Origin of the sequence: Caulobacter sp. X, from assembly GCF_002742635.1 — a bacterium.
Lineage (GTDB): Bacteria > Pseudomonadota > Alphaproteobacteria > Caulobacterales > Caulobacteraceae > Caulobacter.
Window position 1 is genome coordinate 2,170,932 of sequence record NZ_PEGF01000001.1, and the last position, 25,602, is coordinate 2,196,533.

General features: G+C 65.7%; 24 protein-coding genes. 5 read left to right on the forward strand and 19 right to left on the reverse strand.

Annotated elements, in window-relative coordinates; translation table 11 throughout:
* Nucleotides 1-281: 281 nt before the first annotated feature.
* Together CSW60_RS10000 and CSW60_RS10005 are read right to left on the reverse strand one after the other, a co-directional pair.
* Nucleotides 282-878: a polysaccharide biosynthesis/export family protein gene (locus CSW60_RS10000; RefSeq protein ID WP_099537103.1), complete on the reverse strand. Its 597-nt coding sequence runs from the start codon at nt 876-878 to the stop codon at nt 282-284.
* A gap of 86 nt (nt 879-964) precedes the next feature.
* Nucleotides 965-1,753, reverse strand: a complete 789-nt coding sequence (locus tag CSW60_RS10005) for a metallophosphoesterase family protein (RefSeq protein WP_099537104.1) — start codon at nt 1,751-1,753, stop codon at nt 965-967.
* A 257-nt stretch (nt 1,754-2,010) separates the two neighbouring features.
* Between CSW60_RS10005 and CSW60_RS10010 the strand changes: the two genes are divergently transcribed.
* The gene (locus tag CSW60_RS10010) at nt 2,011-2,835 is read left to right on the forward strand and encodes a transglutaminase-like cysteine peptidase (RefSeq protein WP_099537105.1); all 825 of its coding nucleotides are present in this window, start codon (nt 2,011-2,013) and stop codon (nt 2,833-2,835) included.
* 164 nt (nt 2,836-2,999) lie between these two features.
* On the opposite strand, the gene CSW60_RS23655 is transcribed toward CSW60_RS10010, so the two are convergent.
* From CSW60_RS23655 to hrcA, 13 genes are all read right to left on the reverse strand, one after another.
* Complete coding sequence (locus tag CSW60_RS23655) at nt 3,000-3,152, reverse strand: hypothetical protein (RefSeq protein ID WP_201723006.1); 153 nt, start codon at nt 3,150-3,152, stop codon at nt 3,000-3,002.
* A 141-nt stretch (nt 3,153-3,293) separates the two neighbouring features.
* Complete coding sequence (locus CSW60_RS10015; protein WP_236634240.1) at nt 3,294-5,159, reverse strand: O-antigen ligase family protein; 1,866 nt, start codon at nt 5,157-5,159, stop codon at nt 3,294-3,296.
* 52 nt (nt 5,160-5,211) lie between these two features.
* The gene (locus CSW60_RS10020; RefSeq protein ID WP_099537107.1) at nt 5,212-7,431 is read right to left on the reverse strand and encodes a polysaccharide biosynthesis tyrosine autokinase; all 2,220 of its coding nucleotides are present in this window, start codon (nt 7,429-7,431) and stop codon (nt 5,212-5,214) included.
* 48 nt (nt 7,432-7,479) lie between these two features.
* The gene (locus CSW60_RS10025; protein ID WP_099537108.1) at nt 7,480-8,748 is read right to left on the reverse strand and encodes an outer membrane beta-barrel protein; all 1,269 of its coding nucleotides are present in this window, start codon (nt 8,746-8,748) and stop codon (nt 7,480-7,482) included.
* A 75-nt stretch (nt 8,749-8,823) separates the two neighbouring features.
* Nucleotides 8,824-9,411 carry a hypothetical protein gene (locus tag CSW60_RS10030; RefSeq protein WP_099537109.1) on the reverse strand — a complete coding sequence of 196 codons (588 nt, stop codon included), beginning with the start codon at nt 9,409-9,411 and terminating at the stop codon, nt 8,824-8,826.
* A gap of 358 nt (nt 9,412-9,769) precedes the next feature.
* Complete coding sequence (locus CSW60_RS10035; RefSeq protein WP_099537110.1) at nt 9,770-10,837, reverse strand: methyl-accepting chemotaxis protein; 1,068 nt, start codon at nt 10,835-10,837, stop codon at nt 9,770-9,772.
* Between the two features lie 197 nt (nt 10,838-11,034).
* Nucleotides 11,035-13,497 (reverse strand): DNA topoisomerase (ATP-hydrolyzing) subunit B, encoded by a 2,463-nt coding sequence (gene gyrB / locus CSW60_RS10040; RefSeq protein WP_201723007.1) that lies wholly within the window; start codon nt 13,495-13,497, stop codon nt 11,035-11,037.
* Complete coding sequence (gene recF, locus CSW60_RS10045) at nt 13,494-14,657, reverse strand: DNA replication/repair protein RecF (RefSeq protein ID WP_099537111.1); 1,164 nt, start codon at nt 14,655-14,657, stop codon at nt 13,494-13,496. Before recF ends, gyrB begins: the two co-directional genes overlap by 4 nt.
* An 89-nt stretch (nt 14,658-14,746) precedes the next feature.
* On the reverse strand, nt 14,747-15,118 hold the full coding sequence (locus tag CSW60_RS10050; protein ID WP_201723008.1) for a VOC family protein: 372 nt from the start codon (nt 15,116-15,118) through the stop codon (nt 14,747-14,749).
* Between the two features lie 63 nt (nt 15,119-15,181).
* Nucleotides 15,182-17,116 carry a S9 family peptidase gene (locus tag CSW60_RS10055; RefSeq protein WP_099537112.1) on the reverse strand — a complete coding sequence of 645 codons (1,935 nt, stop codon included), beginning with the start codon at nt 17,114-17,116 and terminating at the stop codon, nt 15,182-15,184.
* A gap of 66 nt (nt 17,117-17,182) precedes the next feature.
* Nucleotides 17,183-18,301 carry a DNA polymerase III subunit beta gene (dnaN, locus tag CSW60_RS10060; RefSeq protein WP_066682885.1) on the reverse strand — a complete coding sequence of 373 codons (1,119 nt, stop codon included), beginning with the start codon at nt 18,299-18,301 and terminating at the stop codon, nt 17,183-17,185.
* Between the two features lie 145 nt (nt 18,302-18,446).
* Entirely contained in the window at nt 18,447-19,070 is a 624-nt protein-coding gene (gene grpE / locus CSW60_RS10065) for a nucleotide exchange factor GrpE (RefSeq protein ID WP_099537113.1), read from the reverse strand.
* 12 nt (nt 19,071-19,082) lie between these two features.
* Nucleotides 19,083-20,159, reverse strand: coding sequence for a heat-inducible transcriptional repressor HrcA (gene hrcA / locus CSW60_RS10070; RefSeq protein WP_099537114.1), 1,077 nt, complete (start codon nt 20,157-20,159; stop codon nt 19,083-19,085).
* A gap of 140 nt (nt 20,160-20,299) precedes the next feature.
* Between hrcA and rph the strand changes: the two genes are divergently transcribed.
* A complete protein-coding gene (gene rph, locus CSW60_RS10075; protein ID WP_099537115.1) occupies nt 20,300-21,016 on the forward strand; it encodes a ribonuclease PH in 717 nt (238 codons plus the stop codon).
* Nucleotides 21,017-21,092: 76 nt separating this feature from the next.
* The gene (locus tag CSW60_RS10080) at nt 21,093-22,070 is read left to right on the forward strand and encodes a S1C family serine protease (protein WP_099537116.1); all 978 of its coding nucleotides are present in this window, start codon (nt 21,093-21,095) and stop codon (nt 22,068-22,070) included.
* Here the strand turns inward: CSW60_RS10080 and CSW60_RS10085 are convergent.
* The 4 genes from CSW60_RS10085 to CSW60_RS10100 all read right to left on the reverse strand — a co-directional run bounded on the left by CSW60_RS10085 (nt 22,067) and on the right by CSW60_RS10100 (nt 23,805).
* On the reverse strand, nt 22,067-22,297 hold the full coding sequence (locus CSW60_RS10085; RefSeq protein ID WP_099537117.1) for a helix-turn-helix transcriptional regulator: 231 nt from the start codon (nt 22,295-22,297) through the stop codon (nt 22,067-22,069). The two genes, CSW60_RS10080 and CSW60_RS10085, sit on opposite strands and share 4 nt — an antisense overlap.
* A gap of 17 nt (nt 22,298-22,314) precedes the next feature.
* A complete protein-coding gene (locus CSW60_RS10090) occupies nt 22,315-22,848 on the reverse strand; it encodes a DUF2975 domain-containing protein (protein WP_013081064.1) in 534 nt (177 codons plus the stop codon).
* 81 nt (nt 22,849-22,929) lie between these two features.
* Nucleotides 22,930-23,046: a hypothetical protein gene (locus tag CSW60_RS10095; protein ID WP_082769557.1), complete on the reverse strand. Its 117-nt coding sequence runs from the start codon at nt 23,044-23,046 to the stop codon at nt 22,930-22,932.
* Between the two features lie 165 nt (nt 23,047-23,211).
* Nucleotides 23,212-23,805, reverse strand: a complete 594-nt coding sequence (locus tag CSW60_RS10100; protein WP_099537118.1) for a glutathione S-transferase N-terminal domain-containing protein — start codon at nt 23,803-23,805, stop codon at nt 23,212-23,214.
* A gap of 33 nt (nt 23,806-23,838) precedes the next feature.
* Between CSW60_RS10100 and rdgB the strand changes: the two genes are divergently transcribed.
* Together rdgB and hemW are read left to right on the forward strand one after the other, a co-directional pair.
* Nucleotides 23,839-24,441 carry an RdgB/HAM1 family non-canonical purine NTP pyrophosphatase gene (rdgB, locus tag CSW60_RS10105; protein WP_099537119.1) on the forward strand — a complete coding sequence of 201 codons (603 nt, stop codon included), beginning with the start codon at nt 23,839-23,841 and terminating at the stop codon, nt 24,439-24,441.
* Nucleotides 24,434-25,582 (forward strand): radical SAM family heme chaperone HemW, encoded by a 1,149-nt coding sequence (gene hemW / locus CSW60_RS10110; RefSeq protein ID WP_099537120.1) that lies wholly within the window; start codon nt 24,434-24,436, stop codon nt 25,580-25,582. The genes rdgB and hemW overlap by 8 nt, the downstream gene beginning before the upstream one ends.
* The last annotated feature ends 20 nt before the right edge of the window (nt 25,583-25,602 follow it).

The following is a 25,602-nucleotide window of genomic DNA, read 5'->3' on the forward strand; positions in this document are numbered from 1 at the left end:
GGACGGCGGTGATGATCCACCGTCCTCAGCCACCGGTTCGGCTTGCGTGTCGCCATGCGCCTTAGGGATGGCGGACAAGCCTGGAGAGCCTCGCCGAGACGGGTGGCGATAACAGCTCTCGAATTGGACATTACCATTCGTCGCCATCGGCGGAGACGGCGCGGCGTCTCATTCTGTTGACATGGCGTCTCAATTTCAGAGATCGACGTTCCGCGAGCAGACCAAGAAAAAAGGCGTGGCGATCACTCGCCACGCCTCGTTTCCTAGGCTTTCCGCCAGGATCAGAAGAAGCGCTCGCCGATCCGGATCGTGTCGCCCGGAGCGACGACCGTCGAAGGCGTCAGCTCGCTCTTGTTCTCGGTGGTTTCGCCGTTGTGCTTGATCCAGACGCTCTTCTTGTCCGCGCGATAGGTAAAGCCGCCAGCGGTGGCCACCGCGTTCAGCACGGTCAGCCCCGAGGTGTAGGGGTAGGTTCCAGGCTTCTCGACTTCGCCAAGAATGTAGAAGGGGCGGAAGGTCAGGACTTCGGCGCTGACGCGCGGGTCCTTCAGATAGCCGTCGCTAAGGGCCTTCTGCACAGCCTGTTGGAACTGGCCGACGGTCATGCCGCCCGCCTTGATCTCGCCGATCAGCGGCAGGGACATCAGACCGCTGCCCGTGACAAAGAACTCACCCGACAGCGAGGGTTCGCCATAGACCGTGACGCGGACCTTGTCCGCCGGCCCCAGCAGATAGTCCATGGACTGAGCCGGCGTGACGGCTGGCGCCCCTGGGGTGATGGTCTGAGCATGCGCCGCGCCGGTCATGGCGCCAAACGTCATGAAAACCGCCAGCGCCAACAGCGAGAGGGCGCGAGAGAGTTTCGGAACACCGATCATTGCGAAGCTTCTCACCTTGAGACTTACAGGACGCGGAGATTGCAATTGCACATCGCACGTGACCGGCTGATGAACAAGGCGAAGCCTTACGCCGCGCGCGCTTTACTGAACTGAATGATCGTGGGCTCGCCACCATCAAGTCTAACGGCGGTCAGGACCCCGGTCGCATAGGCGCCGGTATCGACATTGATCCGCCGTCGGCCGAGGAAGACCTGCTCTACGGGCGTGTGTCCATGCACCACCGTGGCGTCCAACCCATGCGGGTTGTCCAGAAACTCGTTGCGGATCCAGAGGAGGTCCGCAGCCACTTGGCGCTCCAGGGGCAGGCCTGGACGCACGCCCGCGTGGACGAAGACGTAATCGCCGTAAACCACGCTCAGCTCGAGCTGGCGCAAAAAGGTCTCGTGCGTCGGCGGGAAGGCTTCGCGGAAAGCCAAGCGGGTCTGCTCCCAGGCTTCGGGCTCGGCGCGTCCCACGGGCCTGCGCACGCCGTACGAGGCCAGGGTCTCGCCGCCGCCATATTCCACCCAGGACGGCCCGGCCATCGGGTCGTCGAGGAAGTGCAGCAGGGTCTCCTCGTGGTTACCCATCAAGGCCCGAAACTCAAACCGCCCCTCGGCCGATTGTTGACGCAGGTCGATCAGGCGATCGATCACCGCCGCCGACTGCGGCCCCCGGTCGATGTAATCACCCAGCATGATCAGAACTGGCTGATCCTGGCGACCCAACGTCCGGAAGTCCTCGGTCATGCGCTCGACCAGACCATCCAGAAGATCCAGCCGGCCGTGCACGTCACCGATAGCGTAGAGCAGGCGTCCATCCGTAGACGCGGCGCGCTCGGGTTGTTGTTTGGACCGAAAGAGGGACTTGAACATCGGGCTCGCCAGGTCGGCGACGGGCGCCGGGAAGATCGTTCAATTTTGCCCCAGGCGGCCAGCTAGTTCAACGGCGCTCGTGGCGGTTAACCCTGAATTTAGCAAACCCATTCTCAATGAATTTACCAAATAAATACGCACGTCATTACAGTTAATATCAAAATTACCTTCACCTTAAATTCGAATTATACCATCTAAATTCAGCTCAAATTCGTTGCGCAAATGAATAGTGCCCTCGTGAACACAGCGGGGACACCATGCTCAACACGCGGAACATTGTTAGCGGCTTGATCAGCGCCGTCGCCCTGATGGCTGGCGTTAATGCTCACGCCGGTTCGATGCCCTTCATGCCGCGTGGTGGGGGCATGAGCGCGCCGATGGGCTTCGCCGAGCTGTGCCGCCGCGATCTCGCCACCTGCGGCCTACCTCAGAGCCAGCTGGCCTTGATGGGTCTTGAGACGCCTTCGGTCCAGCCGCTCACCTCGTCGGTCGGCGCGTCGCCCGCCCATGCTTTCCTGGGCGCCAGCGCGCCATCTCAAGATCAAGCCGCCGAGCTGGCTCCGATCGTCGCGTCCGAAGTCGCGGCGCCCGCCGCTCAAAGCGCTGTCGCCGTAGCGGCGCAGCCGGATGTGAATGCCTCCGCCGATCAGACGCCCGCGTCGGCGACTGTCTCGGCCTGGCTGGCCCGCGGCGAACGCGAGCAACTGAAACTGCTCAACCAGATCAACCAAGCGGTCAACCGGGACGTCAAAAAGGCCAGCGATCTCGATCTCTATGGTCAGCCGGAATACTGGGCCCTGCCGCGCATGGTCGACGGCAAGCTCTACGGCGACTGCGAGGACTATGCGCTGGAGAAGCGTCGCCAGCTGATCGCCGCCGGCGTGCCTGAAAGCGCGCTGTCCCTGGCCGTGGCGGTCACCGCCCGCGGCGAAGGCCACGCCGTGCTCATGATTTCGCTGAAGAGCGGCGACTGGGTTCTGGATAACCTGACGCCATGGGCGACCCCCTGGGAAGACCTCAACTACCGCTGGGTCGAGCGCCAAGTGCCGGGCACGGCGTTGTGGACCAGCGCGGCGGCCTGAGGTTGATCGGCTGAGAGCCTAAGAAGCCCCGAACTGAGTTCGGGGCTTTTCTCATTAGCGCCGCTTTGTTGAAAACGGCGGCGGAGAAAGACGAAACGCCCGCCCCGACAAGCGGAGCGGGCGTTGTTTCGTTTGTGCGATCGAAAAGCGCGGAGAGCGCTAGCCTACAGGAGCCAGGCGAGACCCAGCGCGAGCAGGGCCCAGAGGCTCGCCGACGTCGCCACCGCGAGACCCAGGCCGGCCAGCGGAGCCATCCGCGGATTCTGCGGCGACAGCGCGATATCCGTAGGCGAGAAAGAGATTTCGGCGTCGACCATCGGCCACAACTCCTGCTTGTCGAAGGAGTATCGCGGCGAAGGTAATGCCCTGTGAAAAATCTAGGTTTACTTGAATTAAACATCCTGCGGCGCGCACCGTCCCCTCCTATGGAGAAGACGGGGTTTCCTTCGCAGAAGGCGTTATTGAGCCGCGGCCTGCTGCTGCTGAATGCGCTCGGATCCGATCAGCAGGGCCAGACCGACCCGACCGGCCGGATCGCGAATGCTGTTGGCCAGCGCAATCAGCCGCCCAAGGCCGTTTGGACGCCTGAACTCGATGCGCACTTGATACATCACCACTTGGCGAACAGCCGGAGTCAGGACCGCCCAGTGCTCGTAGGCCAAGCGCGCGCGACTCTCGAAGAGGCTGGTCTGCAACGGCGCCACCGCGAAGGAATGATCGAGCGCAGCGTTCGCCGCCGCGATGTCTCCACGTTGGAACTGCACGGCGGCCATCCGTAGCCAAGCGCCGCCCGCGGCGGGCCTCAAGGCGATCTCGCGCTTGGCGCGGGCCAGCATGCGCTCCTGGACGTCGGGATCCTTGGTCTCGCGCGCCAGATCCTTTTCGATGGCGACGGCGAGGACCTCCGCCGATGCGGTCGGGGCCCACGCCATATCGCCGCCGAAGCGTGAAACGGCCAGAGGCGTCGCGAACAGGAGCGACGCGAAGAAAACACCTCCGGCGAAAGCAAAACTGCCCGCCTTAATGGCGGGCGGCGCGCGGCGCGATGGCGCGACAGCCGTCACGGCGCCGAGGCCGACGGCGAACAAGGCCTGCAGAGCCGGCACCTGAACAGCGAAATCCGACAGACCGTGCAAAAGCACCAGAACGGCGGCGGCGACGGTGGCCCGCGCCAGCATTCCGGCCGTCCCGGGCTTTAGCCCCTCCCTCGAGGCGCGTCCCAGAGCGACCAGAGCCCAGGCCGCCATGACGATCGTCCCGACCACCCCGCCTTCTTCAAGCCATTGAAGATAAAGGTTATGGGTCGCCCGCACGTCGAACAGAGCGCCCAAGGTCTCGCTAGTGGTGATCAGTTGGTTGACGAGCGGGAACGAGCCAAGCCCGAACCCGAACCAGGGCGAACCCCCGAACGCCTCCCAGTGCGCGTCGAAGATGGTCCGTCGCACAACGATGTCGCTCTGCAGGTTGTCGAGGCGAGCGGCCGTCAGATCGGCGCTTTGCATCGCGACGCCGACAACGACAAGCAGGGCCGCGGCGCCGCCAACAATCGCGATCGCGCTCGGCTTCCGCCCTTGAGCCAAGACCTGCCAGGTCAAAAGAACCGCCAAGGCGACCACGGTGGAGAAAATGCCTGCCCGAGAAGCCGTCAGAGCCAGGGCCACGGCGAAGACGGCTGCGGCGCCGAGGGCGAGACTGGCGTCCAGGCCCAGCCTTTCGATGCGCAGCTTCCCACCCGCGCGCTGGATAGACTGCGAGAAGAACCCCAAGGCGAACACCACGCCAATCCCCATCAGGGTGGCGGCGCTATTCGGGCTCAATAAGGTCGCTGTAAGCCGCCGACCGCCGCGAAGTGTGACGTGATCGACGATGGCCACCGCGGCGAACACGCTCAAGGCCAGCAGCAGCCACCAGATCAACGCTCGACGGCGCGTCTCTGAGGCGCCGACGATCCATGCGCCATAGAAGAGGCAGGCCAGTCCCAGAAGGCGCAGCAAGCTCAAGACGAGAGAGGAACGATCCACGGTGATCGAACCGCCCCCGCCGACATAGGCCCAGACAGGATGCGGCCCGCCGGGACCAAAGGGCGTCAGCGCCCAGGCCGTCGCGATCAATACGGCCAGAAACATCAAGCCTGGCCAAGGCGCCGTCAGAATGCTCGGCACGCGCCGCGCCCAGGCGCACGTGCTTAACAAGACCAGCAGGAACAAGGACTGCAGAACGCCGAAGACCGCGGCCACGGCCACATCGCTCGCGCCGAACACGACGACTTCCGACATGACCAAAGCAACGAGGGCGCCGATCGCGGCGCCCTCGGAAGCCTGCAACTTTCGGGTTCTAGCAGCGCCGGGCGATGGTGTGCCCTCGCCCGACTTGGTCCTAGTCCGCATAGTACTTTCGATAGTTGGCGTAGTAGTAGTAGGAGTCGCCGTAGCCGTAGCGGGACTGGGCCTTGAGGTCCATCTGGGTGAGGGCGACGCCGGCGATGAACGCCCGCGTTCCCTGCAGAAGGGCCAGGGCCGACTGCACCGCCTTCACGGGCGTCTTCTTCCACCGCACCAGCATCACCACCGCGTCGGTATGCGGCGCGAGGATGCGCGTGTCCGCGATCGCCAGCAGCGGCGCGGTGTCCAGAAGCACGATCTCGTAACGGTTACGGAGCTCCTGCAACAGGCGGTGCATGGCGGCCGAGCCCAGCACGTCACGCGGCGTGTAGGCCGATTTCGCCAGCGGCAGGATCTGCGCGCCGCTCTCGTCGTTGATCAGCGCCTGATCCAGAGTGGAGACGCCGTTGAGGACCTCCAGCAAGCCCACCTGCGCCGGCTCCTTCAGGAACTGGCTGATGGCGCTCTGACGAAGGTCGCAGTCGACGACGATAACCTTGGCGCCAGACGTCGCCAGGGTGCGCGCCAATGAGAAGGTGGTCGTCGTCTTGCCCTCGCCCGGAAGGGACGAGGTCACCGCGATCACCTTGACCGTCTCGCCGACCTTGGAGAACAGGATCGACGCGCGAAGCTTCCGGAGACTTTCGGCGAAGCTCGAAAGCGGCTTGGCCATCAGGTATTCCGGCGGCGTCACGCCCCGAAGGGTCTTGGCGTCGTCAACGGTGGTGTCGAGCGACGGCACGGCGCCCAGATAGGGCAGGCCGAGGCGACGCTCGACCTCGTCCTCGGTGAACAGGCCGGCCATCAGGATCTCGGCCAGAACGATCGAAGCCAGACCGGCGCCAAGCGCCAGAACGAGGCCCAGGGCCAGGTTCAAGGACGGCTTGGGATAGCTGGCGCGGGTCGGAATCTTGGCGGGCGAAACGACTCGCGCGTCCGCCTGCTCGATACCTTCCTGCGTCGTGGTCTGCTTGAAACGAGACAGCAGGGTCTCGTACAGCGTCTTCACGGACTGCGCCTTGCGTTCCAGTTCAGCCAGGCCGATCGCGGCGCGGTTATTGCCGGCGAGCGTGCCCTTGGACTGCGAAACACTCGCGGCGACCGAGCCCGTCCGCTGACGCGCCACCTGAGCCTGGGCTTCCAGGTTCGAGATAATGCGGCGGATTTCGGCCTGGATTTGAGTATCGATGTCGGCCAGCTCGCGCTTGGCCTTCAGCAGGTCAGGGTGACGGTCGCCGTAACGGCCGCTGAGATCGGCGACCTGGGCGCTCTTCTCGGCGCGCTGCTTGCGTAGCTGTTGCACGACCGGTGAGTTCAGGGACTCGCCGACGTCCTCGCCGGTGCTGCCACGCGCCAACTGCTGACGCGCGATGGCGAGGCGCGCATCGGTCTCGGCCTGAGCCGCGCGGCTCAGCGCCAGCTGCTGGTTTAACCCCGAGATTTCCTGCTCGGTCAGAGTGGCGCCTTCGGCGCTGAGCAGGTTGTTGGCGATCTTGTACTGCTGAACCGCGGCGTCGGCCTGCGCGACCTGGTCACGAAGCTCGGCGACGCGCGTATCCAGCCATTCATTGGCCTTTTGCGTGGCGTCGAACTTGGCCTCGAGTTGCTCGGTCAAGTAGAGGTTGGCAAAGGCATTCGCCAAGTCCGCCGCACGCCGGGGGTCGGTGTGGGTGTACTCGATCGAAATCAGATAGGTCAGGCCCGCGCGACGAACCTTCAGCCCACCGAGCACATTGTCGACAATCCGCTCGCGGCGTCGCTGCAGCTCCGCCGGGTCGGTGACCGCCACGGGCGCGGCCGCCTTCTTCAACGAAGAGAACCAGGCCGTGGCGCCCTTGGCTTTCGGCAGATACGGGTTGAAGTAGGGGTCTTGCTCGAGCTTCAGATCCTTGACGACCCGCGCGGCCAGCGAGCGGGACTTCAGAACCTCGACCTCGGTGTCGACGACGGCGGAGTCCGCGGGCAAACCCGACAGAACCGCGCTCATGTCGGTCACCTGCTCCTTGCGGACGTCCAGCATAACCTGAGCCGTCGCCGTATAGCGCGGCGTCTGCTGCAAAGTGAACAGAACCACCGCGGCGAACACCACCACGGCCACCGCCGCGAACAAGCGGAAGCGACGCCTGAAGGTCGCGATCGCGATATTCAGGTCAAAAGACAACGCTCCGGTGTCATTCACCGGAGCGCTCGAAGTTTCATAACCGGAGCCGTCCATAACCACTCTCAGTAATCGGCAATGCTTGCCGTTTCGTGGACGTTTTTCTTAGAACTGAAGCGCGACCGAAGCGATCACCTTGTTGTCCTTGAACGAGGCGCCCTTCGCGGCGCCCGACGAGTCCTGCTTGAGGTAGTTATAGGTCAGGAACAGACCCACGCGGCGGTTCAGCAGATAGGTCGCCGTCGCCGAGAAGTTGTCGCGCTTGTCGTCGCGATCAATACCCTTGTAGTTGTCCTTGCCATGCGTGTAGGCGGCCGACAGAAGCACGTTCCGCATCAACTCATGGTCGATCGACGCGCCGAGGTTGTTCGAGACGTAGCCAGGCGAACCGGGCGCGGTCGATTCTTCGATGGTCCGCGAACCGTTCAGGCCGACCGTGGTCAGCTGGGTCGGGAACCACTCCAGGCGACCAATGGCATTGAAGCCGTCGATCTTGGCGAAAGCCGGATTGTCGTAGGACTGCGACATGTAACCGACCTGTACGTCACCGCGCACCAGCTCGGAGACGTCGAAGTTGGCGCCGACGCCGACGACATAGCCGTCCGACGTACGGTTCGTCGCCGCAGCCTTCGAGTCATAGTCCTTCTTGTTGCCCGTCGCCGACAGATAGAGGGCCGTGTCGGGGCTGACCGCATACTCGGCCTTGGCGCCGTAGTAGAATTCGTTGCGATCGCGGAAGTCCTGGTCGACGATGCTCGTGCCAGCGACGTTCGGCACGTCCTTGTAGTTGAAGTCCTTGTCGTCCAGGCGGCCCGTAACGCGCAGACGGTTGAATTCCTTGACGTAGGAAACCGTGCCTTGCGTCAGGTCGTACTTCACGGGCTTGCCCGAGGCGGTCGGCGAGGTCGGCGCCGTACGCGGTTCGACCAAGCGCTGGGTCTGGACGGAGCCCGTCAGGTTGGAGCCGCGCTCGATATCGAGCCTGCCGTTCGCGGAGACCGTATATTCTTCGGCGTTTTCGGAGCTGTTGTCCGAGTAGCGGATGATGTTGCCACCGGCGAACAGGCCCAGAGCGTGACGCGACCAATTCGAGCGCACGGCCACTTCGGGCTTCACGCGCCAGATGGTGTCGCTGTCCTTGCCCGCCGCGACGGCATAGATATTGTCGTTGCGTTCAACATCAGCGGTGATGCGCGGATACAGCGTGAAGCCGCCAGCCTTCTGGCCGGTCGCCTCGTAGTCCGGGCGCGGGCGCTGACGGACGCTGACGTTCTTGTCACGCTTGAAGTTGGAACCGAGGTCTTGCGCCTGAACGGCCTGAGGCGCGGTCAAGGCGATGCAGGCCATAGCGGCCGAGCACATAAGGAGTCGCATGTTTATCCCCACCAGAAAGGAGCGGCCGACGCACGTCGTGACGCGTCGGTCCGCCCCGAGACTTATTGCTATTCTCTACCCACAGTAGGCAGCGACCACGCCCGCGCACGGATCGTACGGCGCAGGAGTCGTCGTGGTCGTGCCACCCGCGCCAGCGCCGGCGCCAGCGCCGGCGTCGCCCGAGGTCTGCGAAGCACCTTGCAGATTGACCAGAACGCTCGGCGCGCCAGCAGTGTCGGTCGTAGCGGTTTGGGTAACCGTCGCCGCTTGGCCCGTCTGGGCCAACTGCTGAGTCACAACCGGAGCCGAGGCCACGGTCTGGGTCATTTCCGGAGCGACCACGGACGCCACCTGGATGGCGACGCCGGCCGAGATCGTGCCTGACCCAACCGCCTGAACGAGCGCCGCGGCGACTACCGTCGGCGAAGCGCCAGTGGCCGCCAGAGCGGCGGTGACCGCGGCCTGGATAGCCGCCAGCTTCGCCTGGGATGAAAGGCGAGCGAAGCCGGGTTGCGCGGCGGCCGCCCGAGCAGCGGCCTGGATGGTGGTCTGCAGCGAAGCGGCCGTAGCCGGAGCGTTTTGAGCCCAGACCTGACCAGCGCCCATCGGCGCCAGCGCAACGGCCAAGCTGATAGCGATCGCCCGAACGCGATGAGAAGCCATAACTGCTCCCTCCAAATTAACGGCGTCCCTTTAGGACAATGTAAACGAATTCTCTAGCCCAGAACGCGCGCCCCTGTCGATTTCTCGACGGAAGCGTTCCCCGGAGATCACACTTTTCGTGCAGATCCCCGCGAAAGAAACACGCGAACGAGCCTTAGACTAAGAATATGACGCGTCTCTCCGCCCCCGGCAGAACTATCAGACTTCGTCATCGGGCTCGTTAGGCCTAAAAAAACCACGCGCGGCTTTGCAATGCAACGCCGTCGCTGGAAAATCCATATGAAATGCCAAGAATCTAGTCGTTTTCGCCTGCTAGCAGGTAAATAGTTCGGTTAATCAGCAAGCGTTTTGGTTAAGATTAGGCCGCGACCGTGGTTAATCCCGGAACTTGCTGACGCTGAACGAGGCAGCCGTACCAGCCAAGACCGGCATAGGTCTCGTATCCGGGGGTCAAGGCATAGCCAACTGTCACCTCGCCATCGGCGTAGCTTCCCATTGGGCCAGCCGATGTATCGAGCGGAAAGATCTCGCTGAGAACACCCTGATTGTCGGACGAGGCTAAAACCCGCCCCTTCTGGTCTAGCAGCATGACCCGCGAACGTTCCCGCTCTTCGCTTGTCAGGCGAACACCATCGACGACCGCCTGAGCCTGCGGCCTCCAGTCGAAGTGTACGCCCAGGACGCCAAGCGGCTTGCCGCTGGCCTCCCCGCCCGCGCGAATGGCCGTGGCGTAGGTCGCGACGGGCGCGTCGCCCAGAGCCCGGCAGCGCTCGATATCGCAGGCGACGAAATCGTCTCCGCTCGCTGTGCGCAGCCCCTCCTGGAACCAACGCGTGTCGGCGACGGACTGCCCAACGACGTTGGGATAGCGAGACGGTCGGCCATTGGCGACAACCCTCCCCCGCGCGTCACAGATCCAGAGATCCAGATACACGGTGTAGGCGTCGAGAATGACGCCCAGACGGTTGCTTGCATGAAGGCGAGCGCCCTCGTCCTCTTCGCCGAGACAGGCGACCACAGCCGAATCCGTCGCCCACCAGCGTACGTCGCAGGTCCGTTCATAAAGGTTGCGGTCGACGATCTCGATGGCGTTGAGCGCCAGGTCGGCCAGCCTTTGGCCGCGCATGTGGGAAAGGATCGCCCCCCCGATCGCCGAAAGCTCGTCCAGGTCAGCGCGGACTTGGCTTTCGAGCGCCGCCGCGACCGCATCGATCTCGGTGGAGATTTTCTTGAATTCCTCGGCGACGATGGCGAAGCCCTTGCCGGCCTCTCCGGCGCGCGCGGCGACGATCAGAGCGTTGATCGAGAGCATCTTGGCCGCGCGATTGACTCTCGCGATCTCGCCAATCTTCTCGCCCGCAACGCTCGAAAGCCGTTCAGACAAGTCCAGGATCCGTTCTGGGCGAAAACTGGAGTCTTGTTCCATACCTGACGCGCCCCCACGCACACCTAAGCGAATCACCTGCACTCAGGAAGATGACGCCCTCGCCATGAACGCGCGACGACATGACAGGGCCGTTTGGGGTTCTCGTCGCCTCCACGATGTGAAAACGCCGGAACGCCCTCGAAACGGGCGCCCGGCGCTCAGAAAACAATCGTTTGCGGTGGATTTCCCGCCAGGGACTAGACGTCGACCTCCGCGTCGAGCGCGTTCTCCTGGATGAACTCGCGACGCGGCTCGACAAGGTCGCCCATCAGTCGGCTGAACATGTCATCGGCGTCGTCGGCGTGATTGACGCGGACCTGCAGCAGGGTGCGCGCCTCGGCGTCCAGCGTCGTCTCCCACAACTGCTCGGGGTTCATCTCGCCAAGACCCTTGTAGCGCTGGATGGTCAGCCCCTTGCGACCGGCGTCGAGCACGGCGTTCACCAGATCGAGCGGACCGCGAACGGTCGTCGACTTGTCCTTGCGGCGGAAGACCGCCCTGCCCGAGAAGATCTCAGCCAGCTTGACCGCGCGTTCGGCCAGGCGGCGAGCATCGGCGGCATGCATCAGAATGTCGTCGAGAACCACGCGCTCGGAAACGCCGCGCCGCACGCGGCTGAAGACGAAGCCGGTGTCGCCGCGCTCGCCGCTCCAAGGGCCATCGCCCTCTTCGGCATAGAGATCCAAGCGTTTGGCCGCGGCCGCCGGATCGGGGCTTTCACCCAGCAGGCCCGCCAATGCGGCCTGCTCGATCGCCGTGGCGGGGGCTCGCGCGGCCAAGCGGTCGATATTGGCCTTGGCCGAGCGCGCGGTCTGCACCAAGGCTAGCAGATCCTGGCCGATCAGGCGCTCGCCGGACGCCAGATCCAGCTCGGCGCCATCAACGCCCTCGTCCACGAGGAAGGCGTCCATCTCGGCGTCGTCCTTCAGGTAGCGCGAGGACTTGCCCTTGCTGGCCTTATAAAGCGGCGGCTGGGCGATATAGATGTAGCCGCGCTCGATCAGCTCCGGCATCTGGCGATAGAAGAAGGTCAGCAGCAGGGTGCGGATGTGCGCGCCGTCGACGTCAGCGTCGGTCATCAGCACGATCTTGTGGTAGCGCACCTTGTCCGGATTGAAGTCGTCGCGACCGATGCCCGCGCCGAGGGCGGTGATCAGGGTGCCGATCTGGTCGGACGACAGCATCTTGTCGAAACGGGCACGCTCGACGTTCAGGATCTTGCCGCGCAGAGGCAGCACCGCCTGATTGTCGCGGTTGCGGGCCTGTTTGGCCGACCCGCCAGCCGAGTCGCCCTCGACGATGAAGATCTCGGACTTGGCCGGATCGCGCTCGGAGCAGTCGGCCAGCTTGCCGGGCAGCGAGGTGATATCGAGCGCGCTCTTGCGCCGGGTCAGCTCGCGCGCCTTGCGGGCGGCTTCGCGCGCGGCGGCGGCTTCGGCGATCTTGGAGACAATCGCCCTGGCCTCGTTCGGATGCTCCTCGAACCAGGTCGAAAGCCCTTCCGACACTAGGCCTTCCACGGCCGGGCGCACTTCGGACGAAACCAGCTTGTCCTTCGTCTGGGAGCTGAACTTGGGGTCCGGCACCTTGACCGACAGCACGCAGGTCAGGCCTTCGCGGGCATCCTCGCCACCCAGGTTGACCTTCTCCTTTTTCAGGATGCCCGAGCTTTCGGCGTAATTGGTGATGATACGGGTCAGGGCCGCGCGGAAGGCCGAGAGGTGCGTGCCGCCATCCCGCTGCGGGATGTTGTTGGTGAAGCACAGCATCTGCTCGTGATAGCTGTCGTTCCACCACACGGCGAGGTCGACCTCGACCTTGTCCTTCACGCCACGAACCACGATCGGCGCCTTGAGCAGCGGCGTCTTGGCCTTGTCGAGGTGGCGAACGAAAGCCTCGATGCCGCCTTCGTAGTGGAGCTTTTCTTCCCACGGCTCGGCGTCGCGGTGATCCTTGAACCAGATCGTCACGCCCGAGTTCAGGAACGCCAGCTCGCGCAGGCGGTGCTCCAGGGTCTTCCGGTCGAATTCGATGAAGGCGAAGGTGTCCTTGGACGGGAAGAAGGTCACTTCCGTGCCAGTCAGCGTCTCGCCGGCCTTGGGACCTTCGGTGCGCACGGGAGAATCGCCGGTCACCTTCAGCGAGGTCACCGCGTCGCCGCGCTCGAAGCGCATCTGGTGGACCTTGCCGTTGCGGTGGATCAGCAACTCCAGCCAGTCCGACAACGCGTTGACGACCGAGACGCCCACGCCGTGCAGGCCGCCCGAGACCTTGTAGCTGTTCTGGTCGAACTTACCGCCGGCGTGCAGCTGGGTCATGATGACCTCGGCCGCCGAGACGCCTTCGCCCTCGTGCATGTCGACCGGAATGCCGCGGCCGTCATCCGTGACCGTCACCGAACCGTCGGCGTTCAGGATCACTTGCACCTTGGTCGCGTGGCCCGCGAGGGCCTCGTCGATAGCGTTGTCGACCACCTCATAGACCATGTGGTGCAGGCCCGAGCCGTCGTCGGTGTCGCCGATGTACATGCCGGGGCGCTTACGAACGGCGTCCAGGCCCTTCAGCACCTTGATCGAGTCGGCGCCGTACTGGGCGGCGGCTTCCTCGGTGGTCATTTCGGGCGACACTTCGGGAACTTGGTCTTCGGTGTTCTCGGTCATTCGTCTTCCAGAGTAGCCAGGCCGGCGTCGCCCACGCGAACGCCTAGCGCCCGACCCTTGAGATGGTCGAACAGCGACTCGTCCGTGCCGGTGAGGAAGGCCTGGAGCTTGAGCGCCGTGAGTTCGTCGGCCAATGCGGCTCGTCTGGCAAGATCGAGATGCGCGGCGACTTCGTCGAGCAATATTACAGGATTCGGCGCGGATTCCGCACGCGAAAGTCGCGCGGCCTGGGCCAAAACGAGGTTCAAAATCAGAGCTTTCTGCTCTCCGGTCGAGCATTCGGCCGCCGGACGGTCCTTCTCGACATGGAAGATCGCCAGATCGCCGCGGTGAGGGCCGGTCAAGGCTCGTCCGGCGGCGCCATCCCGAGCGCGGGCGGCGGAAAGCGCGGAGGCCAATTTCCCTTCGATCTCGGCGAACGGAACGGCCTCCAGAGCAAGCCCCTCCCATTCCCCCGTCAGGGTGAGACGCGCTTGCGGGAACGGTCGATCGCCGCGCCCGTCGATCTCGGCCTGCAGGGCCAGCAACGTCCGCGCCCGCGCTTGGGCCAGCAGCGCGCCGCTCTCGGCCAGGCGCGCCTCAAGCGCGTCGAGCCAAGTTGCGTCCGGCGCCGCGCCGCGTTCGACGGCCTCGGTCAGCAGACGCATCCGCTCGCGTTGCGCCTTGTCATAGGCGTTGGCGTTGGCCGCGTGCGATGGCTCGCCCGCGAAGACCAGCCGATCGAAAAAGCGCCGCCGCTCGGACGCGGCTTCCAAGAACAGACGATCCTGGGCGGGCGTCAGCCAGATCGGCCGGACATGATCGGCCAGGCGCCCGGGCGATACGGTCTCGCCGTCGAGGCGCACCGTTCGACGACTGGCGCCGCCCTGCTCGACGCCGGTGCCGATCCGCACGGGCGCGTCCAGGCCGCTCTCGACCTCCGCGGCCACGGCCCAGGCTCTGCCGACCGCCTCCCCCGGCAGCCGCCGGCCGACCTCGGCAAGGCTCGCGCCCCGGAGACCCTTGCCGGGCGTCAGCAGGCTTATCGCCTCTAGGAGGTTGGTCTTCCCGGCGCCGTTCGGGCCGAACAGATAGACGCTCCGCCCGCCCGTCTCGAGGCGCGCGCGCTCATAGGATCTGAAATCCGTCAGGGTCAGGGAAAGCAGTGCGGCCGACGCCATGCGGCGTTCTTAAGCGGTGTCGGCGGCCGCGGCTACTGGCGTAAGACGGCCCGCTCCCCCCGGAGAGCGGAGCGGACCGGCGACCCGGATCAGCCTAGCTTGTACCCGCAGAGCTTGTTGCCATCGAGATCGCGGAAATAGGCGAAATAGGCCTTGGGCATGCGCGCGCCAGGCGCGCCCTCGTCCTTGCCGCCCAGCTCCAGCGCCTTGGTGTGGAACGCGTCCACTTCCTCGACCGTATCAAAGGCGAAGCCGCCCATCATGCCGTTGCCGACGCAGGCCGGATTGCCGTCATACGGGCCCAGCACGCCGAACATGCAGCCGTCGCCGCGATAGAGACGGCCGCCAGAGGGGTGGTCGAACAGGGGCTTGAAGCCGATCGAGCCCAATAGGGCGTCGTAGAAGGTCTTAGCCTTCTCCAGATCGTTCGAGCCAACCGTCACGTAGTTCACCTTGGCCATGGCCACCTCCCATTTTCTTAGAAAACGGACCTGAGCACGGCCGCCGCGCAACCGCAACCAGCGCTACTGACCCAGGCCGAGCACCTTGCGCAGGAACTGGGTTTCGACCTCGCGACGGCGATCGTTGTTGGCCTTCTTCAGGAAACCGTGGCCCTCGTCCTTGAACTGGACATACCAGGTCTCGACGCCCTTCTCGCGCAGCTTGGCGACGACCTGATCGGACTCGGACTTGGGCACGCGCGGATCGTTCCAGCCCTGCATGACCAGCATCGGCTTGCTGATCTTGCCGACATTGTTCAGCGGCGAAATCGTCTCGAAGGCCTTCAGCATCTTGGGATCGCGCTCGTCGCCATATTCGGCGCGGCGCAGGTCGCGGCGGTAGGCTTCGGTGTTCTGCAGGAACGAGACGAAGTTGCTGATGCCGTAGCGCTCGATCCCACCGGCCAGACGGTCCGAATAGTGGGTCATGACGGCCAGGGACATATAGCCTCCGTACGACTGGCCATAGACGACGACGCGGTTCGGATCGAGGTCGGGCTGCGTCTTGATCCAGTCCAGCAGCGCGCCGATGTCCTTGACCGAGTCCTCGCGCTTCTCGGCGTTGTCGAGGTTGTGGAAGGTCCGGCCATATCCGGTCGAGCCCCGGACGTTGGTGACGATCACCGCCGCGCCCAGCTCGGCGACGCTGTGCTGATGGAAGGGGTTGAAGGTCGGCAGCGACTGCCCCTCGGGACCGCCGTGAATGTCGATGATCACAGGCGCCTTCTGGCCGGCCGCCAGCTTGGGCTTGTAGACGAAGGCCGGGATCGAGCGCTTGTCGAACGAGGGATAGCGGATCAGCGCCGGCGTCGCGAGCGCCTTGGGATCGAGGCCGCCCAACTCCGAGGCCGTCCAACGCTCCAGCTTGCCGTCGTTCACACCCCAGCTCCAAGCGTCGCTGACCGAGGTCGGGGTCGCCAGGCTGAAGCCCAGCTTGCCGCCGTCCGGCGAGAAGGCGACGCCGCTGACCACGCCGGCCGGCAGCTCCGGCTGCGGCAAGGCGCGGCGGGTGCGGAAGTCCTGGACCACCAGCTTCGAATAGCCGTCCTCGTTGACGACATAGGCGAGGATCCGCCCATCGTCGGACAGGGCGAAGTCCTCGATATCCCACGGCCGCTCGCCCGAGACATTGACCTTGGCGCCGGTCGCCAGGTCGATCTGGACGAGCCGCAGGAAGTCCGAGCCCTCGTCCGACAGGAGCAACACCGACTTGCCGTCGGGCGTGAAGGACCCGCCGCCATAGGCGATCTTGCTCGCGCCCTTCTTGGGCGGATTGAGTTCGGTCAGTTTGCCGGTGGCGACGTCCAGCAGCCAGCGCTTGGATTCCGAGATCGAGTAGTAGCGCCCCAGCAGCACCGTCTTGCCGTCGGGCGACACCGCAAGCGGCGAAACCTGCCCCTCGCCCTTGAAGATGACCTTGGTCGCGCCGGAGGCGTCGCGCATCAGCACGTCATAGTCCGCCGATCCCTTGACCGCCCGCGACCACACCAGGGTCGATCCGTCCTTGGACCAGGCCGGCGAGCCATTGCGGGTGCCCGGCTCGGTCAGCTGGACGGTCTTGCCGTCGGCGTCGCGAAGGAAGAGCTGGAACCATTCGTCGCCGCCGGTGTCCTTCGAGAACAGGATCTGGCCGTTCGGCAGCACGTGCGGCGAAGACACCGGCTCATCATAGAAGGTGATCTGGCTGCGATCCGCGCCCGGCGCGGCGACGACGTGCAGCTGGTTGGTGTTGCCAAAGCGCGTGGTGATGATCATGCCGCCGCCCGGCAGCCAGTCGCCGAACGACGCCGAGCGGGCGTTCTGGTAACGCGCCAGACCTTCGCGGATCGAAGACGGGGCGACGGGCACGTTCTCAAGGATCTGGTTGCCGATCTCACGGCGCTCCACGGCCTGGGAAAAGGCCGGCGCGGCGGCGGCGAGGGCCAGGATGGCGGCGGAGGCGACGAACAGCTTCTTCATACGAGACCCCGAACAGCAGAACGGGCGCCCAAAGCGCCCGCTCATTGAACCCAAAAACGCCGCGGATCAGACCCGCAGCGGCATCAGCACGTACTTCACGCCCGGATCGACCGGATCGACCACCAGGGTCGGGCTGGCCGGATCGGCGAAGCGGAACTCGGCCTGCGGACCGGCGATCTGGCCGCAGACGTCGAGCAGATAGCGGGCGTTGAAGCCGATCTCGAAGGGCTCGCCGTCGTAGTCGACCTCGACCTCTTCCACGGCCTGGCCGGCTTCCATGTTCCGGACCGTCAAGGTGATGCGGCCCGGCTCGACGGCCAGCTTCACCGAGCGGCTCTTCTCGGCCGAGATGGTGGCCACGCGGTCGACGGCCTTGGCGAACAGGTCGTTGTCCAGCGTCAGGATCTTGGCGTTGTCGCGCGGAATCACGCGCATGTAGTCCGGGAAGGCGCCGTCGATGACCTTGGAGGTCAGGGCGGCCGCGCCGAACTCGAAGCGGACCTTCTGGGGCGAAACCTGCAGGTCGACCGTCTCGCCGGCCGATTCCATCAGGCGGCGAGCCTCGGCGATCGTCTTACGCGGCACGATCACGCCCGGCAGGCCGACCGCGCCTTCGGGCGCCGGCATCTCGGCCAGGGCCAGGCGGTGACCGTCGGTGGCCACGGCGCGCAACTTGGTCTCGCCGCCGTCGTTGACCGTGTGGAGATAGAGGCCGTTCAGATAGTAACGGGTCTCTTCGGTCGAGATCGCGAAGCGGGTCTTGTCGATCAGGCGGATCAGCTCGTTGGTGTCCACCGCGATCCGGCCCGACAGGCCATCGCTGCTCATCACCGGGAAGTCGCCGGCCGGCAGCACCGGTAGATTGAAGCGCGAGCGGCCCGCCTGGATCACCAGGCGCGGATCATCGCCGCTGAAGCTCAGCGAGACATCGGCGCCGTCCGGGAGCTTGCGGACAATCTCATAAAGCGTGTGGGCGGGAGCCGTGATCTGGCCGGGGATGTCGATCTGGGCCAGGCCCTCGTCGATGATCTCCATATCCAGGTCGGTCGCCGAGAACGACAGCTGGTCGCGTTCGGCCGACAACAGGATGTTCGACAGGATCGGGATGGTGTTGCGCCGCTCGACGACGCTCTGCACGTGCCCCAGCGCCTTCAGGAGCGCCGCCCGTTCGATGGTAAGCTTCATAGTCCGATCCAGATCGTGCGGGCGCTCACAGCAGAATCGCCCGCTACCCCCGCGATGAATGGACCGCCGACATTATCGCAAAGCGCGAAGGGGGAAAGGGGGCGCGCCGCTCATTTGCGCGCCCCAAGAGGCAAAATCGCGGGTCTTAGGCCTTGGTGTCGAAGGCGCCGCCCGAACCATCGCCGTCCGCGGCCGCCTCGGCATAGGGATTGCCGCCCACCGAAGCGTCCGACGGGGCCGGACCAGTCGAGCCCTTGGCCGCCACGGCGACCATGGCCGGACGCACCAGACGTCCCATCAGCTCATAGCCAGCCTGCAGCACCGCGACGACGCCGCCGGCGGCGACCTCGTCCGACGGCTGCTCCATCATGGCCTGGTGCAGGTGCGGATCGAACTTCTCGCCCTTGGCCGGATCGATCTTCTTCAGGCCGTTGCGCTCGAAGGCCGTCAGAAGCTCCTTCTCGGTCATCTCGACGCCGATGACGAAGTTCTTCACGACCGGATCGGCCGAGTCGCGCGGGCTGTGGGCCGTGGCGCGGGCCAGGTTGTCGGCGGCGCCCAGCAGGTCGCGGGCGAACTTCTGGATCGCGTAGGCGCGCGCGTCGTTCATCTCGCGCTCGGCGCGGCGCTTGGTGTTCTCGGCCTCGGCGGCGTAGCGGAGGGCCTGCTCCTTCAGGGCGGCGACCTCGGCCTTCAGCGCCTCGACCTCTTGAGCGAGGTCCTCGGTCTCGAACGGCGTATCTTCAGCCGGCGTTTGCTCGTCGGTCATCTCTTAAGGTCCTTATCCATCCATCATGCGTCCGAGCACCCGGGCGGTGTAGTCCACCAGCGGGATGACCCGTGCGTAGTTCAAGCGGGCGGGCCCGATCACGCCGATCGCGCCCAGCACCTTCTGCCGGCCTGTCATATAGGGCGCCGCGATCACGGAGGAACCCGAAAGCGAAAACAGGCGCGTTTCGGCACCGATATAGATGCGCACGCCCTCGGCGTCGCGCACATCGTCGAGCAGGCCGATCAGCTGCCCCTTTTGCTCGAGGTCGTCGAACAGTTGCCTGACCCGGTCGATGTCCTCGCGGGCCCTGGCGTCGGCCAGCAGGTTCGCCTGCCCCCGCACGATCAAAGACCGCGCGTCGCCCTCGCCGCCGCTCCAGGCCGCGAGGCCATCCTCGACGAGGCGCGCGGCCGTTTCGTCTAGTTGGCGGCGGGCGAAGTCCAGTTCAGCGCCCATCTCGGCGCGCGCTTCACTGAGAGTGCGACCGCGCAGGCGAGCGTTCAGGAAATTGCCGGCCTCCTGCAGGGCCGACGGCGTCACGCCCGGCGCCTGGCGCATGAGACGGTTCTCGACCTGGCCGTCCTCGAACACCATGACCGCCAGCACCTGGCCGCCGCCCAACGGTACGAACTCGACGTGCTTGACCCCGCCCTCGCGGACCGGGGTGACGACGATCCCGGCGCCGCCAGCCAAGCCCGACAGCACGGCCGAGGCCTCGGCCAGGGCCTCCTCGAAGGATCGCCCCTTCACAGCCAGCCGGGCCTCGATCGCCTGCTTTTCCGCCTCGGCGATGTCGCCGACCTCCAGGAAGCCGTCGACGAACATTCGCAGCCCGGCATGGGTCGGCATGCGGCCGGCGCTGGTGTGGGGCGCGTCCAGCAAGCCGAGCTGCGCCAGGTCTTGCATGGTGTTGCGGATCGACGCGGGCGACAGCGCCACCCCGCCCTTGGAGATGGTGCGCGACCCCACGGGCTCGCCGGTCTCGAGATAAGACTCCACCACCCGCCGAAAGATGTCGCGGGCGCGGGCGTCCAGATCGGCCAGCCCCGGCGTGCGGACGATCGCCCCTGGAAACAGCTGCGTCATGACGAAGTCATCTTGAGCGTGTCGTCTCGAGTCGTGTCGTTTGGGACCCGGTCAGCGAACAAAAGAAGTCGGCCCCTTTCAAGTTCCGCCTTCAATAGGATAAGCGGCCCCATCGACCTATTCAAATCCCGGAGTTTCCCATGCGTCCGTCCGAACGCGCCCCCGACCAGATGCGCGCCGTCACGCTGGAAACCGGCGTCAACCGCTACGCCGAAGGCTCATGCCTGATCTCGTTTGGCCACACCAAGGTGCTGGTCACCGCCACGGTCGAGGAGAACCTGCCGGGCTGGCTGCGCAACAAGGGCCAGGGCTGGGTCACCGCCGAGTACGGCATGCTGCCGCGCGCTACCCACAGCCGCGGTCGCCGCGAGGCCGCCGCCGGCAAGCAGAGCGGCCGCACCCAGGAAATCCAGCGCCTGATCGGCCGTTCCCTGCGCGCGGTCGTCGACCTCAAGGCCCTGGGCGAGCGCCAGATCACGCTGGACTGCGACGTCGTGCAGGCCGACGGCGGCACCCGCACCGCCTCGATCACCGGCGCCTGGGTCGCCCTGCGCCTGGCGACCAAGTACCTGCTGGACGAGGGCGTGCTGAAGACCGACCCGATCATCGGCCAGGTGGCCGCCGTCTCGTGCGGCGTCTTCAATGACACGCCTGTCCTCGACCTGGACTACGAAGAAGACTCCAGCGCCGAGGCCGACAGCAACTTCGTGCTGACCAACGCCGGCGACATCGTCGAAATCCAGGCGACCGGCGAGAAGCGCGGCTTCACCCGCGCCGAGTTCGAGGCGCTGTACGGCTTGGCTGAAAAGGGCATTGGCGAGCTGTTCACCCTGCAGCGCGCGGCGATCGAGGGCTAACCCCCTCTCGTCGGGCCCCTCTTGTCGGGAAAGGCGCCAGGACCCAGATTCAAATCCTGAAGATCAGGAGTTCTGCTTGCCCACCCCGTTCGAAGGTTACGAAGTCGAAGCGCGCCTGCGTCCGTCGGCCGAAGCCTATCGGTTCGACCTCGACCAGACGCTGGCCAGCGTCGTGGCGCTTGAGGCGAAGGTCCCGGCCGACGCCTACACCGCCGCGATCCTGGGGACCGAGCGTGTCGGCAACGGCGTCGTCATCGGGCCCTCGGGACTGGTGCTGACCATGGCCTATCTGATCACAGAGGCCGAAGAGGTCGTGCTGACCCGCAATGACGGCCGCCGTGTTCCGGCTCACGTGCTGGGCCTCGACAGTCGTTCGGGTCTTGGCCTGGTTCAGGCGCTGGAGCCGCTGGACCTGCCGGTCATCACCCTGGGAAGCGCCCAGGATCTCGAAGCGGGCGCGCCCGTCATCGCCGCCGGCGCGGGCGGTCGCGCCCACGCCGCCGCCAGCAAGGTCCTGGCCCGCATCCCGTTCGCCGGCTACTGGGAGTACCTGCTGGACGAGGCGATCATCACCGCGCCCGCGCATCCGCACTGGAGCGGCGCGGCGCTGATCGGCCCCAAGGGAGACCTCGTTGGCCTGGGTTCACTGACGCTGGAGGGCCGCGACCAGAACGGCGACACGCGCCCGCTCAATATGTTCGTGCCCGCAGAACTGCTGCCGCCGATCCTCGACGACTTGGCGCGCGGACGCTCGCCGCACCCGCCCCGGCCTTGGCTGGGGGTCTTCGCGCAGGAAATGGAGAACCATGTCGTGGTCGTGGGCATCTCGCCCAAGGGTCCCGCGGCGCGCGCCGAGATCAAGCCCGGCGACCTGATCCTGGCTGTCGACGGCAAGCCCGTCTCGGATCTGACCGAATTCTACGCCGTCATGTGGAGCCTGGGCGAAGCTGGCGTGACCGTGCCCCTCAAGATTCTGCGTGAGGGCGACGCCTTCGAGGTGGAAGTCCGGTCGATGGACCGCAACAGCCTGCTGAAGAAACGACGGCTGAACTAGTCTTCCTCATAACCGGCGGGCGGGCCGCTTTCGAAAGTCAGCAGGTCTCCCGGCTGGCATTGCAGCTCTCGGCACAGGGCGTCCAGGGTCGAGAACCGCACCGCCCGGGCCTTGCCGGTCTTCAGGATCGACAGGTTGGCGATCGTTACACCCACCCGGTCAGACAGTTCCGTCAGCGACATGCGGCGGTCCAGCAGCACGCGGTCAAGGTTTACGCGGACGGGCATAGAAAAATCGCTCCGGGTCAGATCGTCAGTTCGGCTTCGCGACGAAGGCGCGCGCCTTCGCGGAACACCTCGGCCAGCACGAACACCACCAGCACCGAGAACCAGGCGGTCAGGGTGAAGCTGTCGTCGATGACCTTGGTCTTGGGGGCCAGCCAGCGGGCCATGCCTGAGAAGACGTAGCGGCCGACCTCGAGCCCCGCGAGCACCAGGCCGATCAGGCGCAGCCGCACGACATTGTCGGGGTGGAAGGGGTCGCCGGCGGTCAGGGTCGCGAAGATCTTGCGCAGGCGCTCGACGATCACCATCCAGCCGCCCAGCAGCAGCGCCCAGGCGGCCAGGGCGCCGGCGAACAGCGGACCGTCGCGACTGACGGCTTCGACCGCATCGCTGATCGGCAACATCGAGGCCAGCAGTTCTGGATTGAAACTGAACAGCAGGGCGACCAGCGTGAACAGCGACAGAAGGCTGACGAAGATCCAAAGCCCGACGTAGATCACGTCCAGGATGATCTTCAGGAAACTCGAAACGGAGCCTGGCCCCAAGGCGCGCATGGCTGCTCCCCGACAGCGACGCTGAACAGGACGCCCCGCTTCGCGGAAGACGTCAAACGGCGACCTTCGCCGGACTTGGCCCTAGAGCGTCTGCGCCACGAACGCCACGGCCGAGACCGGCACGGCCACGATCAACGCGGCGGTGATGGCGGTCATGACGACCTTGTCGGCGAGGCGGAACAGGCGGGCGGCGGACATCGGGTTTTCCGGTTCAAGAGATGGACGGGCGTCGAACGATCCGGCGCTGTCCACGATCAACAAATAGGACCCGATTTCCGTTCCGCCAATCACGATTATCGAAAAACGATATTAAACTATAGTAATGTTGCGTCGTGGCCCGGCGGCGTGTCCCAGGAGACACAATCAGCTGGCGCTGGGGTCGCTGGCCACCATCGAGCCCCGCTTCGAGACAACCTCGAACCAATCCGCGAGCGCGGGCCGCCCTTGGCGCCAGTCGACGACCTTCCGCGCGTCGAGATAACCAAGCTGGGCCGCGACCGCGATCTCGCCGATGCAGAATCGATCAGCCGACAGGGCCGCGCGCTCGAACAGGTCCAACGCCGCCGCGATGGCCTTCAGCTGGCGATCGAACACGTCCTGACGGTGCTCGCCCTCGGGTCGCATGCGTTCGCGGACGACCAGCAGGGCCGCGTCGCCCATGCCGTCAGCGGCGGCCTCCAGCGTCAGGGCGCGGTGGCGCTCGGGCTGGCGTTCGGGGATCAGGCGGGGCTGGGCCAGTCCATCGAGATAGTCGCAGATCACCGCGGAATCATAGACCGCCTCGCCGTCGTCGGTGACCAGGGTCGGGATCTTGTTCAGCGGGTTCAACGCGCGGACGGCCTCGTCTTGATACGGCGAAGCTGGCTCAAGCGTGATGCGGTCGGCGAGGCCTTTTTCGAGAGCCAGGACACGAACCTTGCGCGCAAATGGCGACAGGGCGGAGTAAAGGAGCCGCATCGAACTGTTTTCCTTAGCTGCCCGGAGGGACGAATGGCGCTGAAGCTTGAGATGGGAATGAAGCTTGTGGCCGCCACCCACAATCCTGGCAAGGTTCCCGAGATCATGGCCCTGCTGGACGGCCGCTTCGAGATCGTCACGGCGGGCCAGCTGGGTCTGCCCGAGCCCGAAGAGACCGAGAGCACCTTCGTCGGCAACGCCCTGCTGAAGGCCCGCCATGCGGCCGACCGGTCGGGCCTTGTCGCCCTGGCCGACGACTCGGGCCTCTCGATCGCCGCGCTCGGCGGCTCTCCCGGCGTCTACTCGGCCCGATGGGCGGGCCCTGGCAAGGACTTCGCCGCGGCCATGCGCAAGGTCGAGGAGCGGCTGGAAGAGACGAGCTCCGACGATCGCTCGGCCTGGTTCACCTCGGCCCTGGCCGTGGCGTGGCCGAACGGCCCGGCCGTCGTCGTCGAAGGCCGCATCGACGGCGCCCTGACCTTCCCGCCGCGCGGCGACCGCGGCTTCGGCTACGACCCGATCTTCGTTCCCGAAGGTCACGAGACGACCTTCGGCGAGATGGAGCCCGCGGCGAAGGACGCCATGAGTCATCGCGCCCGCGCCTTCGCCAAGCTGAAGGCGGCGCTGTTTGAGTGACCGGACGGAACTGGGCGTCTACGTCCACTGGCCCTACTGCGCGCGCATCTGCCCCTATTGCGACTTCAACGTCGTCCGCGACCGGGGCCGGTCCGAAGAGAAGGCGGCGCTCGCCGACGCCATCGTCGCGGACCTTGAGTCCCAGCGCGCCCTGACCGGCGAACGGGCCCTCCTGTCGATCTTTTTCGGTGGGGGCACGCCCTCGCTGATGGATCCGGCGCAGGTCGCCCGGGTGATCGAGACGGCCAAGCGCCTCTGGTCGCCAGCGGATGACCTCGAGATCAGTCTTGAGGCCAATCCGACCGACGCGGAGACCGACCGTTTCGCCGCTCTGGCCGACGCAGGCGTCCAACGGCTGTCGCTTGGCGTCCAGGCGCTTGACGACGCCGCGCTCAAGACCCTGGGCCGCAACCACGACGCCGGCGCCGCGCGGCGGGCCATGGCGGCGGCTCGTCGCGCGTTTCCGCGCCTCTCGATCGATCTGATCTACGCGCGCCCGGGACAATCCGACGCCGCCTGGCGGACCGAGCTGGCGGAGGCCCTGGCGGCGGAGCCGGAACACGTCTCGCCCTATCAACTGACCATCGAGGCGGGAACAGCCTTCGACCGGGCCGTGGGTCGGGGAACGCTGAAGGTCCCGGACGAAGACCTCGCCGCCACGCTGTTCGAGACGACGCAGGAGGTTCTGGAGGCCGCGGGCTTCGACGCCTACGAGGTGTCAAACCATGCCCGGGGCGAGGCGGCCCGCTCCCGGCACAATCTCGTCTACTGGCGGGGCGTGGACTATGTCGGCGTGGGCCCGGGCGCGCACGGACGGCTCGCCCTGCCCGAGGGACGCGCGGCCACCGCGGCCCACCGCGCGATCGGCGACTATGTCGCCGCCGTTGAACGGACGGGACTTGGCTTTGCGAAGGAAATCCTTACGCCAGAAGAGGCCGCCGAGGAGCGGCTGGTGCTGGGCTTGCGAATCGACGCGGGCGTTTCGTTCGACGAAATGACGCCGCTGGATCTAAGACCAGGCACGCCCAAGGTGCGCGATCTCGTAGAGGCGGGCCTGCTGGTCGACGACCCCAATCGTTTGCGCGCGACAAGGGCGGGTCGTCTTGTCCTGGATCGGCTGACAGGCCTGCTTGCGACCTGATATGAGGATGGCCCGCGAAG

What these genes read in the sequence shown, in the direction of transcription:
- CSW60_RS10000 (WP_099537103.1), bottom strand. Translation starts at nt 878, where the DNA reads ATGATCGGTGTTCCGAAACTCTCTCGCGCCCTCTCGCTGTTGGCGCTG.
- CSW60_RS10005 (WP_099537104.1), bottom strand. Translation starts at nt 1,753, where the DNA reads ATGTTCAAGTCCCTCTTTCGGTCCAAACAACAACCCGAGCGCGCCGCG.
- CSW60_RS10010 (WP_099537105.1), top strand. Translation starts at nt 2,011, where the DNA reads ATGCTCAACACGCGGAACATTGTTAGCGGCTTGATCAGCGCCGTCGCC.
- CSW60_RS23655 (WP_201723006.1), bottom strand. Translation starts at nt 3,152, where the DNA reads ATGGTCGACGCCGAAATCTCTTTCTCGCCTACGGATATCGCGCTGTCG.
- CSW60_RS10020 (WP_099537107.1), bottom strand. Translation starts at nt 7,431, where the DNA reads ATGGACGGCTCCGGTTATGAAACTTCGAGCGCTCCGGTGAATGACACC.
- CSW60_RS10025 (WP_099537108.1), bottom strand. Translation starts at nt 8,748, where the DNA reads ATGCGACTCCTTATGTGCTCGGCCGCTATGGCCTGCATCGCCTTGACC.
- CSW60_RS10030 (WP_099537109.1), bottom strand. Translation starts at nt 9,411, where the DNA reads ATGGCTTCTCATCGCGTTCGGGCGATCGCTATCAGCTTGGCCGTTGCG.
- CSW60_RS10035 (WP_099537110.1), bottom strand. Translation starts at nt 10,837, where the DNA reads ATGGAACAAGACTCCAGTTTTCGCCCAGAACGGATCCTGGACTTGTCT.
- gyrB (WP_201723007.1), bottom strand. Translation starts at nt 13,497, where the DNA reads ATGACCGAGAACACCGAAGACCAAGTTCCCGAAGTGTCGCCCGAAATG.
- recF (WP_099537111.1), bottom strand. Translation starts at nt 14,657, where the DNA reads ATGGCGTCGGCCGCACTGCTTTCCCTGACCCTGACGGATTTCAGATCC.
- CSW60_RS10050 (WP_201723008.1), bottom strand. Translation starts at nt 15,118, where the DNA reads ATGGCCAAGGTGAACTACGTGACGGTTGGCTCGAACGATCTGGAGAAG.
- CSW60_RS10055 (WP_099537112.1), bottom strand. Translation starts at nt 17,116, where the DNA reads ATGAAGAAGCTGTTCGTCGCCTCCGCCGCCATCCTGGCCCTCGCCGCC.
- dnaN (WP_066682885.1), bottom strand. Translation starts at nt 18,301, where the DNA reads ATGAAGCTTACCATCGAACGGGCGGCGCTCCTGAAGGCGCTGGGGCAC.
- grpE (WP_099537113.1), bottom strand. Translation starts at nt 19,070, where the DNA reads ATGACCGACGAGCAAACGCCGGCTGAAGATACGCCGTTCGAGACCGAG.
- hrcA (WP_099537114.1), bottom strand. Translation starts at nt 20,159, where the DNA reads ATGACGCAGCTGTTTCCAGGGGCGATCGTCCGCACGCCGGGGCTGGCC.
- rph (WP_099537115.1), top strand. Translation starts at nt 20,300, where the DNA reads ATGCGTCCGTCCGAACGCGCCCCCGACCAGATGCGCGCCGTCACGCTG.
- CSW60_RS10085 (WP_099537117.1), bottom strand. Translation starts at nt 22,297, where the DNA reads ATGCCCGTCCGCGTAAACCTTGACCGCGTGCTGCTGGACCGCCGCATG.
- CSW60_RS10090 (WP_013081064.1), bottom strand. Translation starts at nt 22,848, where the DNA reads ATGCGCGCCTTGGGGCCAGGCTCCGTTTCGAGTTTCCTGAAGATCATC.
- CSW60_RS10095 (WP_082769557.1), bottom strand. Translation starts at nt 23,046, where the DNA reads ATGTCCGCCGCCCGCCTGTTCCGCCTCGCCGACAAGGTCGTCATGACC.
- CSW60_RS10100 (WP_099537118.1), bottom strand. Translation starts at nt 23,805, where the DNA reads ATGCGGCTCCTTTACTCCGCCCTGTCGCCATTTGCGCGCAAGGTTCGT.
- rdgB (WP_099537119.1), top strand. Translation starts at nt 23,839, where the DNA reads ATGGCGCTGAAGCTTGAGATGGGAATGAAGCTTGTGGCCGCCACCCAC.